This window comes from Massilia putida, from assembly GCF_001941825.1.
Lineage (GTDB): Bacteria > Pseudomonadota > Gammaproteobacteria > Burkholderiales > Burkholderiaceae_D > Telluria > Telluria putida.
The window spans coordinates 4,683,853-4,700,387 of sequence record NZ_CP019038.1; the positions used below are offsets into that span (position 1 = coordinate 4,683,853).

15 protein-coding genes are annotated in these 16,535 nt (G+C 67.6%); 9 read left to right on the forward strand and 6 right to left on the reverse strand.

Annotation, left to right across the window (positions count from 1 at the left end; all coding sequences use genetic code 11):
• Nucleotides 1-2: 2 nt before the first annotated feature.
• The gene (locus BVG12_RS23005; protein ID WP_229503691.1) at nucleotides 3-2,510 is read left to right on the forward strand and encodes a family 20 glycosylhydrolase; all 2,508 of its coding nucleotides are present in this window, start codon (nucleotides 3-5) and stop codon (nucleotides 2,508-2,510) included.
• On the forward strand, nucleotides 2,503-3,801 hold the full coding sequence (locus BVG12_RS23010) for an MFS transporter (protein WP_075794429.1): 1,299 nt from the start codon (nucleotides 2,503-2,505) through the stop codon (nucleotides 3,799-3,801). Before BVG12_RS23005 ends, BVG12_RS23010 begins: the two co-directional genes overlap by 8 nt.
• A gap of 2 nt (nucleotides 3,802-3,803) precedes the next feature.
• On the opposite strand, the gene infA is transcribed toward BVG12_RS23010, so the two are convergent.
• Nucleotides 3,804-4,067: a translation initiation factor IF-1 gene (infA, locus tag BVG12_RS23015; protein ID WP_056129853.1), complete on the reverse strand. Its 264-nt coding sequence runs from the start codon at nucleotides 4,065-4,067 to the stop codon at nucleotides 3,804-3,806.
• A gap of 175 nt (nucleotides 4,068-4,242) precedes the next feature.
• Here infA and BVG12_RS23020 point away from each other — a divergent pair, with 175 nt between their 5' ends.
• From BVG12_RS23020 to BVG12_RS23030, 3 genes are all read left to right on the forward strand, one after another.
• Nucleotides 4,243-4,659: a ribbon-helix-helix domain-containing protein gene (locus BVG12_RS23020; protein ID WP_056435134.1), complete on the forward strand. Its 417-nt coding sequence runs from the start codon at nucleotides 4,243-4,245 to the stop codon at nucleotides 4,657-4,659.
• A gap of 8 nt (nucleotides 4,660-4,667) precedes the next feature.
• Nucleotides 4,668-5,753: an extracellular catalytic domain type 1 short-chain-length polyhydroxyalkanoate depolymerase gene (locus tag BVG12_RS23025; protein WP_075794430.1), complete on the forward strand. Its 1,086-nt coding sequence runs from the start codon at nucleotides 4,668-4,670 to the stop codon at nucleotides 5,751-5,753.
• A 68-nt stretch (nucleotides 5,754-5,821) separates the two neighbouring features.
• A complete protein-coding gene (locus BVG12_RS23030; protein ID WP_075794431.1) occupies nucleotides 5,822-6,370 on the forward strand; it encodes a DUF2058 domain-containing protein in 549 nt (182 codons plus the stop codon).
• On the opposite strand, the gene BVG12_RS23035 is transcribed toward BVG12_RS23030, so the two are convergent.
• Nucleotides 6,371-7,273, reverse strand: a complete 903-nt coding sequence (locus tag BVG12_RS23035; protein WP_075796518.1) for a helix-turn-helix domain-containing protein — start codon at nucleotides 7,271-7,273, stop codon at nucleotides 6,371-6,373.
• Nucleotides 7,274-7,839: 566 nt separating this feature from the next.
• On the opposite strand from BVG12_RS23035, the gene BVG12_RS23045 reads away from it, so the two are divergent.
• On the forward strand, nucleotides 7,840-8,625 hold the full coding sequence (locus tag BVG12_RS23045; RefSeq protein ID WP_075794433.1) for an NF038120 family PEP-CTERM protein: 786 nt from the start codon (nucleotides 7,840-7,842) through the stop codon (nucleotides 8,623-8,625).
• 18 nt (nucleotides 8,626-8,643) lie between these two features.
• Complete coding sequence (locus tag BVG12_RS23050; protein WP_075794434.1) at nucleotides 8,644-11,790, forward strand: S8 family serine peptidase; 3,147 nt, start codon at nucleotides 8,644-8,646, stop codon at nucleotides 11,788-11,790.
• Nucleotides 11,791-11,883: 93 nt separating this feature from the next.
• Here BVG12_RS23050 and BVG12_RS23055 read toward each other — a convergent pair whose 3' ends face one another.
• Entirely contained in the window at nucleotides 11,884-12,330 is a 447-nt protein-coding gene (locus BVG12_RS23055; RefSeq protein ID WP_075794435.1) for a hypothetical protein, read from the reverse strand.
• 109 nt (nucleotides 12,331-12,439) lie between these two features.
• Between BVG12_RS23055 and BVG12_RS23060 the strand changes: the two genes are divergently transcribed.
• Nucleotides 12,440-13,618, forward strand: coding sequence for an MGDG synthase family glycosyltransferase (locus BVG12_RS23060; protein WP_075794436.1), 1,179 nt, complete (start codon nucleotides 12,440-12,442; stop codon nucleotides 13,616-13,618).
• Nucleotides 13,605-14,078, forward strand: a complete 474-nt coding sequence (locus BVG12_RS23065) for a hypothetical protein (protein ID WP_075794437.1) — start codon at nucleotides 13,605-13,607, stop codon at nucleotides 14,076-14,078. The genes BVG12_RS23060 and BVG12_RS23065 overlap by 14 nt, the downstream gene beginning before the upstream one ends.
• On the opposite strand, the gene BVG12_RS23070 is transcribed toward BVG12_RS23065, so the two are convergent.
• The 3 genes from BVG12_RS23070 to BVG12_RS23080 form a co-directional block, all read right to left on the reverse strand.
• Entirely contained in the window at nucleotides 14,047-14,778 is a 732-nt protein-coding gene (locus tag BVG12_RS23070) for an HAD family hydrolase (RefSeq protein ID WP_075794438.1), read from the reverse strand. The genes BVG12_RS23065 and BVG12_RS23070 overlap by 32 nt on opposite strands.
• Before the next feature lie 62 nt (nucleotides 14,779-14,840).
• A complete protein-coding gene (locus BVG12_RS23075; protein ID WP_075794439.1) occupies nucleotides 14,841-15,740 on the reverse strand; it encodes an aspartyl/asparaginyl beta-hydroxylase domain-containing protein in 900 nt (299 codons plus the stop codon).
• Between the two features lie 108 nt (nucleotides 15,741-15,848).
• The gene (locus BVG12_RS23080) at nucleotides 15,849-16,535 is read right to left on the reverse strand and encodes a hypothetical protein (RefSeq protein WP_075794440.1); all 687 of its coding nucleotides are present in this window, start codon (nucleotides 16,533-16,535) and stop codon (nucleotides 15,849-15,851) included.

Here is a 16,535-nt window from a genome sequence, read left to right on the forward strand (position 1 = left end):
TCGTGTCGCAACGGGAATCGCTGGACGGCGCCGCGGTCGCGGTGTCGTGGGAATGCCTGTCCAACCTCGTCGCGGACGAGGTGTTCGCGGCGCGGCTGACGTTGACCAACGTGTCGGGCGCGCCGATCGCATCGGGGTGGGCCGTGTATTTCAACACGTGCCGCCGCGTGCTGGCAGGCAGCGTGAGCGCGGGCTTCGACATCGAACACGTCAACGGCGACCTGTTCGCGCTGCGCCGCCCGGGCGGTGGGGCGTGGCTGCCGGGCGAGCTGCTGGACGTGCGCTACGAAGCCCAATTCTGGGCCATCAGCGTGACGGACGCGCCGCTCGGCTTCTACCTCGTCGAGGCAAGCGGACGCACGGTCGACCTGGGCGATCCGGAGATCAATCCGTTCGCGCGGCCGGAACAGCTGCAGCGCCATGCGCGCGACATGCTGCCGCCGGCCGACGCGGCCTGGCGCTGGCGCGAGAACGCCGGCCTGCGCCTGCTGCCGGCCGAGGAGGTGGGCCGCATCACGCCCACGCCGATCTCGGCGCGTTTGAGCGCGGAACGTTGCCGCTTGTCGGCCGCGAGCGGCGTCGATGCAGGGGCCGCGCTGGCCGGCGAAGCGGTGCTGCTGCGTGCAGTGCTGGCTGGCCTGCCGCAAGGCGAGGGCGCACGCATCCTGCTGGAGATCGGTGCGGCGGTCGCCACCGCAGGGGCGGCCGAGGGGCCGGAGGCCTACTGTCTCGACATCCGCGAGGGCTCGATCCTCGTGCGCGGCGCCAGTGCGCATGGCGTGTTCAACGGCATCCAGACGCTGGCCCAGCTGCTGGACGACGATGGCTCCCTGCCGTGCGGCCGCGTGCTCGACGCGCCGCGCTTCGGCTACCGCGGCATGATGCTCGACGTGGCGCGCCACTTCGCGCCGGTGGACACCGTGCGGCGCCTGCTCGACTGCATGGCGCGCTACAAATTGAATCGTCTGCATCTGCACCTGACGGACGACGAGGGTTGGCGCCTCAAGATCGACGCGCTGCCGGAACTCACGGACATCGGCAGCAAACGGGGCGTGGCCCGCGGCCATGGCCTGCCGCTCGATGGCGGTCCCTTGCCGCCATCGTTCGGTTCCGGCGCCGACGTGGAGACGTCCTCCGGCACGGGTTGCTACGACGCGGACGACTTCATCGCGATCCTGCGTTACGCGCATGCGCGCCACATCGAGGTCATCCCGGAATTCAATCTGCCGGGCCACGCGCGGGCGGCCGTGCTGGCGATGCGCGCGCGCCACGACCGCCTGCGCGCGCAGGGAGATATCGAAGGCGCCGAACGTTATCTGCTGAGCGATCCGTACGACGCCTCCGTCTACGAATCCGTGCAGCTGTGGCGCGACAACGTGATCTGCATCGCGCTGCCGTCCGTCGACCGTTTCATCGATACTGTCGTGGCCCACGTGGCCGCGCTGTACCGCGAGGCCGGCGTGCCCCTGAAGGCCATCCACACGGGTGGCGACGAGGTGCCGCTCGGCGCCTGGGAAGGCTCGCCGCGCTGCCAGGCGCTGATGCGCGAACGCGGCTGGACGCAGGTGGGCCAGCTGCACGCGGACTTCGTCGGCCGCTGCCGCGCGATCCTGGCGCGCCACGGCCTCGTGTTCGCGGGTTGGGAAGAGACGGCGCTGGCGTATGACGACACTGCGGCGGGCGGCGGCGTCACGCCGCAGCCGGATCCGGGCTTCGCGGGCCCCGGCTTCCAGGTCTATGCGTGGAATAACGCATGGGGCTCGGGCAAGGAGGACGTCGCGTACCGCCTCGCCAACGCCGGCTACGACGTGGTGCTGGCGAACGCCGCCAACCTGTATTTCGATCTCGCCTACGCCAAGGACCCGCAGGAGCCGGGCTATTACTGGGCCGGTTTCGTGGAGACGCGCCACGCGTTCGGTTTCTGCCCGCTGGACATGATCGTCAGCGCCGCCGACGACCCGATGGGGCAGGCCGTCCCGCCCGAGCGCCTGGCCGCGATGGCGCGCCTGACGCCGGAAGGACGGCGCCGCATCGTCGGCCTGCAGGGACAGCTGTGGGGCGAGAATGCGCGCACGCGCGACCGCATCGAATACCTGGCCGCGCCGCGCCTGGTGGCGCTGGCGGAACGGGCGTGGGCGCCCGATCCCGGCTGGTGCGCCATCGACGATGCCGCGGCGCGTGCCCGCGCCATGGACGACGCGTGGAACGAATTCGCCAACCGCCTCGGCCAGAGAGAGTTGGCGCGCCTCGACCGCGCGCCGCTGGCCTACGGTTATCGTCTGCCGCCGCCTGGCGCCGTCGCCCATGGCCGGACGGTCCACGCGAATGTCGCCCTGCCGGGCCTCGCGCTGCATTACACTCTGGACGGCAGCGAGCCCGATGCCGCCAGCCCGCGCTACGTGGCGCCGGTGGAAGCCGGGCCGGACGCCGCCGAGTTCAAGGTCGCCACCTTCGACACGCGCGGCCGCAAGAGCGCAACCGTCGTCATCGCACTGGACTCCCATGGATAGCCTCCGTCCCGACCACCTGACACCCGCCGGACGCGGACAAGCGCGCCATCCGCTGGCGTGGGTGCCTTCCCTGTACCTCGCGCAGGGCCTGCCGTTCTACGCCGTCGCCCTCGTCGCCGGGCTGATGTTCAAGAGCATGGGCGTGCCGAACGAGCAGATCGCGCGCTGGACCGGCATGCTGGGGCTTGCCTGGGTGTTCAAGGCGTTGTGGAGTCCCTTCCTGGAACTGGCGGCCAGCAAGAAGCGCGTCGTCGTCGTGCTGCAGGTCACGGGCGGGATCGCGCTCGCGGCCCTCGCGCTCGTGCTGCAGCTGCCCGCGTGGTTCGCGCTGGCGATCGGTCTGCTGGCCGTGGTGTCGCTCGCGTCCAGCACGCACGACATCGCGGCCGACGGTTTATATATCGCGAGCTTGTCCGCGCGCCAGCAGGCCGCGTACGCCGGCTGGCAGGGCGCGTTCTTCAACGGCGCCAAATTCCTGTCGCTGGGCGGGCTCGTGATCCTCGCGGGGTTCCTGGAACAGCGCGTCGGCGCGCCGGCCGCGTGGGCGACCGTGTTCGGCTTGCTGGGCGGGTTGCTGGCGGGCCTGGGGTTGTATCACGCGTGGGCGCTGCCGGGGACGCTCACGCCGGCCGCCGCGGGCGCATCCATGCGCGGCACGGTGGCCGTTTTGGTGGACGTCGTGCGCGCCTTCTTCGCCAAGCCGGGCATCTGGATGGGCATCGTGTTCATCCTGCTGTTCCGCCTCGCGGAAGGGCAGGTGCAGACGATCGGTCCGCTGTTCCTGCGCGACGCGCGCGCGATCGGCGGTCTCGGGCTCTCGACGCAGGAAGTGGGCGCGATCTACGGCACGGCCGGCACGGCGGCCTTCCTGGCCGGCAGCATCCTCGGCGGCTGGTTCACGTCGCGCGTGGGCCTCAAGCGCGCGATGCTCGTGCTGATCCTGGCGATGAACGTGCCGAATCTCGTGTTCTGGTATCTGAGCACGATGCAGCCGTCCAGCCTTGGCTTGACCACGGTGGCGCTGTCGATGGAGATGTTCGGCTACGGCTTCGGTTTCGTCGGCATGATCCTGTTCATCATGCAGGTGATCGCGCCCGGCCGCTACCAGACCGCGCACTATGCGCTGGGGTCCGGCTTCATGCAGCTGGGCTTCGTGCTGTCGAAGGTGGTCAGCGGCGACATCCAGCAACTGCTCGGCTATCGCCACTTCTTCCTGTGGGTCGTGCTGTCGGCGCTGCCCGTGCTCGTGCTCACACGCTTCGTGAAAATGACATCCGCCGAGCAGGGTTGACGTCAGCGGCGGTACGTCGGGCGGCGCGCCGGCGCCGCGTTGCGTTTTTCGATGTGGCGGAACGTGATGCGGCCCTTGCTCAGGTCGTACGCCGACATTTCCAAGGTCACGCGGTCGCCCGCCAGGATGCGGATGTGGTGCTGGCGCATCTTGCCCGACGTGTAAGCGATCAGTTTATGTCCATTGTCCAGGTCGACGCGAAAGCGCGAGTCGGGCAGGATTTCCTGGACGATGCCGTCCATTTCGATGAGTTCTTCTTTGGCCATGGGGGTCCTGGGGTGGCGGGCGCGCGGCGGTTTGCCGGGCGTGGGGTGGGAGGAAAAAGCGGTGGACCGGGTATATATCCGGAAGGCATATTATAAAACAATTCGATGATTCATGGTTATAAGCCGTATATACTCTGGTTGGAGTATAATAGGCGTATAAACACGCGGAGACCCCATGAAACTCGTCGAAACAAAACCCAAATTCCCCGACACGGACAAGGTCACGATCAATCTGGGCCTGGTCGACCTCGCCCAGATGGACCTGCTCGTGGCGGAAGGTTTTTATACCAACCGCACGGATTTCGTCCGCACGGCCATCCGCAACCAATTGCAGCAGCACGGCGAGGCGATCCGCCAGACGGTCACGCGCAAGCGCTTCGTCATGGGCATGCAGCGCTATACGAAGGCGGAACTGGAAGCGAGCGTCGCCGCCGGCGAACAGCTCGACATCCACGTACTCGGCCTCGCCACCATCGACGACGACGTCACGCCCGAGCTGGCGCGTGCGGCGATCGCGTCGCTCCAGGTGCTGGGCGCGTTTTTCGCCCCGGCCGCCGTCAAGTCCGCACTCGCGGACCGCATCCATTCCTGAGGAACACCATGAAACCCTATGAACAATTTGTCGAAAACATCCTGGGCGCGGTCCGCTCGGGCCAGGGCAAGGACCCGGCCGCGGCCACCGCGCTGATCCAGGACGCGCTGCGCAACGCCGGGCTGATGCCGGGCGCGCAGCCGGGCGCACGTGCGCCCTTCGCCGATCTGAACAACATACCGTCCGGCGATTGGCGCGCGCGCTTCGACGCGCGGCACACGCGTCCGCACAAGTCGCCCACGCCGGACGCGCCCGGCCAGTTCCTCGCCGGGTCGTTTAGTAACGGGGCCGGCACGCGCCGCTACCGTTTATATGTGCCGGCGCGGGCCGCGTCCGGGCCGCGGCCGCTCGTCGTCATGCTGCACGGCTGCCAGCAGAGCGCCGGCGACTTCGCGGCCGGCACCGCGATGAACCGGCTGGCGGAGGAGCATGGCTGCCTGGTGTTGTATCCGGATCAGGAGCGCGGCGCCAACAGTTCGAACTGCTGGAACTGGTTCGACGCGGCGCACCAGCAGCGCGAGCAGGGTGAGCCTTCCCTGCTCGCCGGCATGACGCGCGACGTCCTGCGCGAACATGGCGCCGACCCGGACCGCGTCTACGTGGCCGGCCTGTCGGCGGGCGGGGCGATGGCGGCCGTCATGGGCGCCGCGTATCCCGACCTGTATGCGGCCGTCGGCGTGCACTCCGGCCTGCCGGTCGGCGCCGCGCGCGACCTGATGTCGGGCCTGAATGCGATGAAGGGCAAGCACCTGGGCGGCGCGAGCCGGACCCTGCGCCGCCGCGTGCCGCTGATCGTGTTCCATGGCGACCAGGATGCCGTCGTGCATCCGTCCAACGGCGAGGTGCTGATCCGCCAGTTCCTGGGCGACGGGACCGTGCGCGAGATCGAGGAACGCGGCACTGCCGGCGCGGGCCGCGGCCACACGCGCACGACGGCGCTGGACGATGACGGGCGCGTGGTGGCCGAACACTGGATCGTGCACGGGGCCGGTCACGCGTGGGCGGGCGGCGATCCGGCCGGTTCGTACACCGATGCGTCCGGCCCGAACGCGTCGGCCGAGATGCTGCGCTTCTTCCTGGCGCAGGCCGACTGATCGACTGTTGCGAAGCCGTCAGGTTTGCTATGCTGGAGGATTCCCGTGACTGTTATTTGGAGTGATGCATGGTTTCCCTGCAGGAGCAGCTGATGAAGGCCGGGCTGGTCGACAAGAAGAAGGTCAAGGTCGCCAACCAGGAAAAGGCCAAGCAGCAAAAGATCGAGCGTCGCACCGGCGTGCAGAGCGTCAACGAGACGAAGGAGGCGGTCGCCGAGGCCCAGCGTCAGCAGGCCGAGCGCGCCCGCGCGTTGAACGCCCAGCGCGATGCGGCCGCGGCCGCCAAGGCCGTCGAGGCGCAGATCGCGCAGATGATCCAGGTTAATCGCCAGCCCAAGGGCAAGGGCAACCTCGACGTCGCTTATCACTTCACGATCGGCACCAAGATCGAGCGCATCCACGTCTCCGCGGCCGTGCGCGACCACCTGGTGGCGGGCCGCCTGTCCATCGTCGCCCATGCGGGCGGCTTCGAACTGGTGCCGCGCGTGATCGCGGACAAGATCGCGGAACGGGCGCCGGATCGTGTCGTGCGCGTCAACAAGGCCGCCGAAGCCGTCGCGGCAGGTGAAGAGGATCCCTACAAGGACTTCAAGATCCCCGACGACTTCGACTGGTGATCAACGTTTCTTGACAGGCAGCGCGAGCCAGCCGCGCCAGCGCCCTTCGACCGTCCGCTCGACTTTCTGGATGTGCGGGCGGGTGCTGTCCAGGCGCCAGACGGCCTGTTTGTCGAGCCAATCCTCGTACATGGAGCGGAAGCGCGGCCATTCGCCGTCGAAGTCGAGGCAGGCGTAGCTGCCGGGCGGCAGCACGCGCAGGCCCAGGCCCGGATCGAGCACGGCGTCGTCGGCGCAGCCGAAGTCGTAGCAATATTCGCGCTCGCCCGTGAAACCCGGGTCTTCGTCGAACACGCCGTACCAGGCGGTCGTGGCGGGCAGGCCGTCGGCCTGTTCGCGTTCCTGGATGAAGTCGTGGCAGGCGAACGACAGCGCCGCGCCGGACTGGCCGAAGAAGCGCTGATAGCGCAGCAACAGCGGCGGCAGGTTGCGCACGGCGATGCGCGCGGCGACCGTGCCCGGCTCGGGCGGGCAGTAGGGCGCCAGGATCGTTTCCAGGTCGTCCGGCTCGGCCACAAAAAAGCTGACGTCGCTCTCGCGGCCGACCTGCTGGTCCATGTATTGACGCCATCCCCCTTCGCGCCACGCCTTGGCCGACATCGCGAATTGCTGCTTGAACGCCTTGGCGAATGCCGCGTTCGACGGGAAGCCGCAATCCTGGGCGATGCGCACGATGGGCACGTCGGGTTCGTGGCGCAGCAGGTGCGCGGCGCGGCGCAGGCGGCGCTTGCGCTGGTATTCGACGGCCGAGAAACCGGTCAGTTCGCGGAAGATGCGGTCGAAGTGGAACGACGAATAGCTGGCCGACGCCGCCAGCGATTTCAATGCGAGCGGATCGCCGACCGAGTCCAGCATCAGGTCCATGACTTCATACAGGCGCGACACGCGCGCGGCGGTCTTCATGCGCTGGCCCTCCGGGCGCGGGAAAAGCTCGGCATCGACGGCAGTCATTACAAAAATGAAATAACTAGTTTCCGTAAATAACACGCCCTTGGCAAGCGTTTGCGCCGCCGTCGGCGCCGAGTGTTGTCAGTACGCCTAAGCCGCGTCATCTCCAGTCGCGCCAGATCGAACCCTTGCCGCTCCAGCTGCTCCAGCCACTCGAGCAGGGCGCCGTACGCCTGGCGGCATGGGCAGTTCAGGACGCTACGCATTACTCTGATGAAAAAGCAAATAGTTTCAAGGGGGATATATTGTAGATCAATTATCATATTTCTCGATGTCTGTCTAGTAACATTTAAACTCGCAATAATTTGTAATTAAAAAGCGACAACTTTTCGTCCGGCATAGTGGCCGATTCCATAGGGAAAGCCGAATTTTGTTCAATGTCAAATCTTCAATACAATAGTTAATTCGGGTACATTTTTTAGAACAACAATTGTTTTCTTGCTAAAGTCAAAAGTCGTGTAGTTGGTAAAAAAACACGAACGTGCCGTATCCCTCGGTGCGTCCACTTCAAGGCGAGAGACATGACAACCAATCCGACTTCTTGCGTTTCCCGTGCCCTACCCGGGCTGAATAAACTGGTCTTTGGCGTTGCCGCCGCGCTGGCGCTGCTGGCCACGGCACCCGCCACGGCCTCCGTGGTGAACTTCGAATCCCTGAGCCCCGACGCCATCTACGTCGATGGCGACACGCTCGCGGAGGCCGGCTACACGCTGCAGGCGGTCGACAATTTCGGCGGGACCAGCGGCGCCGTCGGCATGCTCATCAACGGCATGGACCCGACGAGCTGCGCGCTGGGCGGCTGCCCGACCAACAACACGAGCCATTTCTACCAGGGCCTGAACGGCGGCAGCGTCACGGTCAGCAAGAACGACGGCGGCCAGTTCAGCGTGCGCAGCCTCGACTTCGGTTTCGTTGCGCCGTTCGGCAGTCTGGCGAACTATTCGTATGGCCAGCTGCAGTTGACCGGCAACCTCGCGAACGGCACCACGGTCGGCCTGGCGCTCGACTTCGCGGGCACGGACAGCAGCGGCAATCCGCTGTTCGATACCGCCGTTCTGCCCACCGCCTTCGGCAATACCCTGCTGACGAGCCTGACGATCCGCGCCTGCCTGTTCGACGGCATCGGCGGCTGCACCGTCGCGACGGACCCGTCGGTGGATCCGACGGCCTACCAGCGCCAGTTCGCCATCGACAACCTCGCGCTGGCCGAAGTCCCGGAGCCGGGCAGCCTGGCACTGATCGGCTTGGGCCTGGGTGCGCTGCTGTCGCGCCGCCGCAAGTCCGCCGCTTCGTCCAACAACGCCTGACCCGCCGAGGTACCGACCATGAAACTGCGTCCCATCACTTCGGCCGTCCTGTTCGCGCTGACCGTCGCCGCGGCCACCCACGCGTATGCCGACGGCGAAATCCGCCGTTCCTACATCGTCCAGCTGGCCGACAAGCCGGTCGCCACCTACGACGGCACCGTCAGCGGCCTCCAGGCCACCAAGCCGGCCGCCGGCCAGCGCCTGGACGTCGACGCGTCCAGCGTCCAGAACTACATCAACTATCTGGAAGCGAAGAAGGCCGACGTCCTCTCCACCATCAGCCAGGCCCAGGTCACCAACGAATACAAGGTCGTGTTCAACGGTTTCTCGGCGATGCTGACCGACGCCGAGGTCCGCTCCCTCAAGAAGAATCCCGGTGTGGCCAGCATCTCGGCCGACTCGATCCTGCAGCTCGACACGAGCTATACCCCCACGTTCCTCGGCCTCGACAAACCGGGCGGCCTGTGGGACCAGCTGGGCGGCCAGGACAAGGCCGGCGAAGGCATCATCATCGGCATCGTCGACGGCGGCATCTGGCCCGAGCAGGACAGCTTCGCCGACCGTGTCGACGAGGACGGCAATCCGAGCCGCAGCGGCAGCAAGCTCGCCTACGACGCCCCGCCGGCGTCCTGGAAAGGCATCTGCCAGGCCGGCGAAGGCTTTTCCGCCAGCGACTGCAACAACAAGCTGATCGGCGCGCGCTGGTTCAAGCAGCCCACGCAGACGCTGCACTGGACCGAATTCCTGTCGGCGCGCGATTCCGTCGCCGGCGCCGAAGGCCATGGCGGCCACGGCGACCACACGGCCAGCACGGCCGGCGGCAATGCGCATGTGACGGCCAAGACCAATGGTCTTTCGTTGGGCAAGATCACCGGCATGGCGCCGCGCGCCCGTATCGCCGCCTATAAAGTCTGCTGGACCGACGGCGTGACCGGCGCGAACGGCTGCGCCACGTCGAACAGCGTGGCCGCGATCGAACAGGCCGTGAAGGATGGCGTGAACGTCATTAACTTCTCGATCGGCCCGAACGCCGGCGGCGGCGCGTTCAACGAACCGACCGAAGTCGCCTTCCTCGGCGCCGCGGCGGCCGGCGTGTTCGTGGCCGCATCGGCCGGCAACTCCGGTCCGGCGACGGCGCCGGTCGCCCACATCAGCCCGTGGCTGACCACCGTCGGCAACTCCACGCACAACCGCACGTACGCGGGCGATGTCGCGCTGGGCAACGGCGTGACCGTCACCGGCGCGTCCGGCAACGCCAACACGCCGTCGGCCCCGCTGATCCTCGCGAAGGACGCGGGCGCGGCCGGTGTCGACCCGTCCGACATCAACCTGGCGCGCTGTTTCGGCCCGGCCGACAATGTCGCCGCGCTGCTCGACCCGGCCAAGGTGACGGGCAAGATCCTCGTCTGCGACCGCGGCAGCAACGTGCTCGTCAACAAGAGCGCGAACGGCAAGACGGCCGGTGCCGTGGGCGTGATCATCACCAACGTGGCCGGCGGCGCGACGACGATCCTGAACCAGGCGCATACCATCTCGACCGTCCACATCACGAAGGAAGACGGCCAGAAGGTCAAGGACTATTACGCGGCGACGCCGGGCGCCACCGCGGCACTGAACAATCTGCGCGGCATCGTCGATCCGAACATCGTCGCACCGCAGATGAACAGCAGTTCGTCGCGCGGTCCGAACGTGGCCAACGCCAACATCATGAAGCCGGACGTCTCGGCGCCGGGTACGGACATCCTGGCCGCCGTCAGCGCCGACCTGACCCATGCCCAGCGCGACGCGGTCGCCGGCGGCGAGGCGGCGACGGTCAAGGACTTCGCGTTCTACACCGGTACCTCGATGGCGTCGCCGCACGTGGCGGGCATCGCCGCGCTGCTGAAACAGCGCCATCCGGACTGGAGCCCGGCGATGATCAAGTCGGCCCTGATGACGACGGCCTACGACACCTTCAACGATGGCCAGAACGGCGCAGTCCCCTGGGACAGCACGGCCAGGACGACCGGCACGCTGCCGTGGGGCCAGGGCGCCGGCCAGGTGGCGCCGTCGGTCGCCGTCGATCCGGGTCTCGTGTACGACCTGTCCACGGTCGACTACGCGCGCTTCCTGTGCGGCATCGGCATCACCAACGTGTTCAGCCCCGGGACCTGCTCGGCCGTCGGCAGCATCCAGCCGTATAACCTGAACCTGCCGTCGCTGACGGCGGCCAGCGTGCTGGGCATCCAGACCTTGACCCGCACCGTCAAGAACGTGGGCGCCGCCGCGGCGACGTACAACGCCAACGCCACGCTGCCGGGCTACACGGTCGACGTGAATCCGGCCACGCTGAACCTGGCGCCGGGCGCGGCCGGCACGTTCACGGTCAAGCTGACCCGCACCACCGCGCCGCTGAACACGTGGGTGTACGGCAAGCTGACCTGGAGCGACGGCACGCGTACCGTGCGCAGCCCGCTGACGGCGCGCGCCGCCACGATCGCCGCACCGGCGACGGTGGCCAGCGAGGCGACGTCCGGCACCAAGGTGATCACCGTCGGCACCGGTTTCGGTGGCGCGATGGCGACCGCCAAGTCCGGCCTGATCCCGGCCACCGAGTTCAACTCGACGGTCGTCACCGCGCCGAACACGGCCAACAGCGTGTGCACGGGCGGCGGCGGCACGGGCGTGAACGTCCATACCGTCACGATCCCGGACGGCACTTCGGCTGCCCGCTTCGCCCTGTACGACAGCGACACGAGCGGCGGCGGCCTGTCCGACCTGGACCTGGTGGTGGCGCGCGGCACGACCGTCGTCGGCTCCAGCGGTGGCCAGACGGCCAATGAGATGGTGACGCTGACCAACCCGCCGGCGGGCGACTACAAGGTCTGCGTCGTCGGCTACGCGCCGGTGGGCGGCAGCGCCACGTACAAGCTGTCGACCTGGGTGCTGAGCCCCACCGCGACCGGCGGCAACTTCAAGGCCATCGCCCCGAGCGTGGTCGCCGTGGGCGGCACCGCCTCGGTGGCGCTCTCGTGGTCCGGCCTGCCGACCGGCAAGCGCCACCTGGGTTCGGTCAGCTACCTGACCGGCGGCAGCGTGGTCGGCACGACGATGGTGGAAGTCGACACGACGGATCCTATCCCGCTGTTCCAGAACGCCGGTAACAAGCCGGCGAAGGTCGAGTAATCGTCGGGTTACAGCCCGACCTTGGGCCGCCACAAGCGGCCCGAACGACAAGGCCGCGGTGTATGCCGCGGCCTTGTCTTTTATGGGAAACGATCAGCGGGCGACAGGCGCCGTGCCGCCGGGACCGCCGTTTGCCGCGCGCAGCACGCAATGGCCGGCGGAGCAGGCCGCGCCCGGATCGGGGACGACGGAGCAGGTCGACATCATGCCCGTTTTCGTGTCCTCGGCGCGGCGTGCGGCCGCGTGCTCGGACACGAGCGCGCGCAGGCGCGTGCCGTCCGTGTTCTTGCTCGACCACGCCAGGTAGCGCTCGGGACCGCCGCAGGCCTTGTGGCCGACGCCGATCGTGTGGCATTGGTCGTCCGCGTCGCAGGCGGCATCGCCGCGCTCGGCTTCGATACGCGCCAGCAGCGGGGCGCTGCCTTTGTCCACGGTGGTCGACGGGGCCTGCGGCGCGTCGCTGCGGCAGGCGCTGCTCGCCAGCAGCAGGGCCAGGCCGGCCAGGTGGGCGAGGGTGCGGGATGGGGTGGAGGAGTTCATGCCCCATGATCGCGTGCGCCGCCGTGCTTGGCAAGAGGCGCACGCCGGTCATGGCCGAGTCATAATCGGCAGCTACAGTGCCCTTCATCAATATGACCGAAGGCGAGCGATGGGCGGGCGTTGGGTGCAGGATGAAGGCAGGACCGGCAAGCGCATCCTCGTGCTGAGCGTCCCCGCGGGCGCCGGCCACACCCGCGTCGCCGAGGCGATCCGCGCCGGCGCGCTGGCCGTGCCGGACATCGACGAGGTGATCCACCTCGACGCTACGGCCTATGCGTCGCCGCGCCTGCGTAAGGTCTACGCCGACCTCTATATCACGCTCGTGCGGCGCGCGCCCGCCGTGTGGAGCTGGGTCTACCAATATACTAACGGCGCCGCGCCGGACGGCTGGGCGCACCGGCTGCGGCGCCGCATCGAACGCCGCGACTGCGCGCCGCTGCTCGACAAGATCGCGCAACTGGCACCGGACGCCATCGTCTGCACGCACTTCCTGCCGGCCGAGCTCCTGTCGCGCGACATCGCGCGCGGCGCCTTGCCCTGCCCGGTGTGGGTGCAGGTGACCGACTTCGACGTGCACCGCATGTGGGTGCACCGGCACATGGCCGGGTATTTTGCCGGCAACGACGAGGTCGCGTTCCTGATGACGAAGCACGGCATCCCGCAAGACACGATCCACGTCACCGGCATCCCCGTCATGCCGGCGTTCACCTGCCGGCTGGATCGCGCCGAATGCGCCCGCGAACTCGGCATCGATCCCGGCCGCATGACCTTTTTGTTGATGGGCGGCGGCGCGGGACTGGGTGGCCTGTCCACGCTGGCGCAGCGCCTGCTGGCGATTCCCGGCAATTTCCAGCTGATCGTGCTGGCCGGACGCAACGCCGACGAACTGGCGGCGCTGCAGCGCCTCGCGGCCGCCCATCCGGGCCGGCTCGTGCCGCACGGCTTTACGGACCGGGTCGAACGCCTGATGGCCTGTGCCGACGTGGCGATCACGAAGCCGGGCGGTGCGACGACGGCGGAATGCCTCGCGATGGGCCTGCCGATGATCGTGAACGCGTCGATTCCCGGGCAGGAAGAAAGGAACGCCAATTTCTTGCTGGAGTATGGGGCGGCCCTGAAGGCGTTCGATGCGCCGTCGCTGGAATACCGCGTCCGCTACCTGATGGCCCATCCGGACGAACTCGAGACGATGCGCGTCCGGGCCAGGGCGCTGGGGCGGCCGTATGCCGCGGCCGCCGTGCTTGCCGCCATCCTGAAGCAGAACGAACCCGTCGATGCCAGTGTTTGAACTTTCCCATGCCGGCCAGTTCGTCGCGACCTTGGCCGCCATCGTCGTGGCCGCGTATGTCTTCGCCCGCGTCGAAGTCGAGATCGAAGGCGATGCGGGATGGGCGGCGAACCTGCCCACATGGCGCATCGAAGACCATCCGCTGCTCGACATCTTCTGGGGCGGCCGCGCGCTGACCGGCTACCACGCGTGGATGTTTTCCTTCATCGGCGTCATCTTCCATTTTCCGCTGGCGTTCATGGGACAGTGGTCGCTGCCGCTGGAGGCGCGTGCGCTGGGCGCCGTCATGCTGTTCTGGATCGTCGAGGACTACCTGTGGTTCGTCGTCAATCCCGCGTTCGGCTGGCGCCGCTTCAAGCGCGAACTGGTCCCCTGGCACAAGCGCTGGTTCGCCGGCGCGCCCGTCGACTACTGGATGTTCGGCGTCGTCAGCGCGCTGTTGTTCTGGTACGCGTACTGACCGCGCCGGCGCGGCGCGTGCCGAGATCGAGCGCATGGCGCACGCGCTGGCACAGTTCGCCGGATGTGCGCGAGATCAGCTCGTGGGGAATCTCGAATTTTTCCGTCAGCCGGTCGTAGTCTTCGAAGCCGTACGACACCATGAACGGATGCATGCCCGTGCCGATCGCGGCCGCGAAATCCTTGTGCTCGTCGCCGCAGACATAGGCGCGCGCCGGATTGATCCCGAACTGTTCTCGGATGGCGCGGAACTGGCTCGTCTTTTTTTCGGAGAGCGGAATGTGGACGAGGAAGTCGAGTGCGTTGATGTCGACGTTGTGGCGCTGGAACAGCTGGCGCAGCGTTTCCAGCGGTTCGTTCGTGATGTTGCGCGTGACCATGCCGACGACGACGTCCGGCGCGGCGACCAGTTCCCGCACGAGGTCGGGAATGCCTTCGTACATGGCCGCTTCCTCGCGATAGACTTCCGTGAGGCTGTCGACCAGCCGGGCCCGGCTGTTCTTGCGCAGGTTCTTCTTGATGATCGAGGGGAATTCCTTCAGCCCGCCCAGGTATTTGAAGAGGTTGTGGCGCTTCTGGAACCGCGCTTCGTCGCCGATGTCCAGTCCGTGCCGCGAGAAGGCGGCTTCGATGGCGGAAAACGCGTCGATGGTGGTGCCGTCCGCGTCGAGGATCAGCAGGCGTTTCCTGGATTTGTACATGTATGTCGTGGCCGGGTTCCGTTGCGTCATCATACGCACGGGCACGTTACCGGCGTGTGACATCAGTGCCGGAACAGGACGAACGCCAGCGCGCCGAACAGGCTCCATTTGAAGACGTAATAGACGGTGCGGTTCCACGCCTTGAGCCGTTTGCCGAAGCGGCGCAGCACGTACAGGTAGCGGAAGGCGCGGTTCAGGCCGCCCGTGCGGTCGCCGATTTCGTTCGGCGCCGCCGACGCGCGCAGCAGAAAGCCGCCGACGACGCGGCTCACGGCCTGGGCCCAGCGATACTTCAGCGGCCGTTCGACGTCGCAGAACAGGATGATGCGGTCCTGGTCCGTCCGGTTGGCAGCGTCGTGCAGATAGGTTTCGTCGAACAGGACGTCCTCGCCGTCGCGCCACGCGTACGGCACGCCGTCGACGACGATGGCGCAGCGGTCGTCGTTGGGCGTGACGAGCCCCAGGTGATAGCGCACGGACACGGCCAGCGGATCGCGGTGCAGGCCCAGCGTGCCGCCCGCCGGCAGCAGCGCGAACATCGCGGCCTTGACGGACGGGATGCGTTCCAGGATGGCGACCGTGCGCGGGCACAGCGTCTTTGCCGACGGATGCGGATTGTCGTACCACTTCAGGTAGAAACGCTTCCAGCCGCGCCGGAAAAAGGAATTGAAGCCGATGTCGTCGACCTTGTCGGACGGACGGATGCGTTGCATGTCGACCAGCGCCAGCGCTTCATGCCGGAACGTGCGCCACTCGTTTTTCAGCGCCGCCAGTTCCGGGAAGTACGACATCGGCACGAAGGGCGTCGTCGGCACGGCGGAAAACAGGTAGCAGAAGCAGTTCAGCGGCGCGGTGAACGTCGAGTGGTCGGACAGCTGGCGGAACACGCGGTGGCGCACGCGTCCGCGCAGGTGCACGTAGACCGCGCTGGCCACGAACAGGAGCAGGACAATCCAGCGCATCGGCGGGCTCCACACGTTACCTCGACGATGTGTATGACCCCGGCCGATGGGTTCAGTTCATGAAGAAACGCCACCCGGAGGTGGCGTCGGGACGGGCATTGCGCTGGCTCAGTCGCGCTCGATGTCCGCGTTCGCGTCGTTGCGGATGAACCCGGCGTCGTGGATGACGAAGACCTGGTCCGGAATCGCCTTGTGGTCGACGCTCGTCACGCGCCACACGATGCGGCCGTCGGCGGCCTGGATCAGCAGCGGCAGCTTCGCCGTCGTGCTCCAGCACACGTGCGTCGTCTGCGCGCCCTGGACGAGGGCGACCCACTCGCACGCGCCGATGGCGTGCGCGGCCCCGTGCGGCGTGGCAGCCTTCACGAGGCGGTAGTCGCCCTTGGGATGGCGCAGGCCGTGGCCGAGGTCGAACCAGTCGGTGAACTGGCCGATGCGGTACAGGTTGTCGCGGTCGATGTCGGTGCGGATCTTGCGGCCGAGATCGAGCACGGACAGCCGGTAGTCCGGACTGCCCGGCGTGTGCACGGCAAAGCTTTCCGCCTTGTCGTCCGTGCGGCGGCGGATGCGGCGGTCGCCGTCGCGCCAGACTTCCACGTGGTGTTCCGTGCCGCCGGCGAAATAAGTGGCCTGGAAATGGGTGGCCGCCGGCTCGCCGCGCGTGCTGAAGACGTGGTCGAAATCGGGCGCGGCGGCGCAGGTCAATGGGGCGGAAAACACGGCCGCGGCCGCCGTGCAGAGCACGAGCGACCGCGACGCGCGCCTTCCGGTGTCACCAGGAAGGGCGATGGCCAT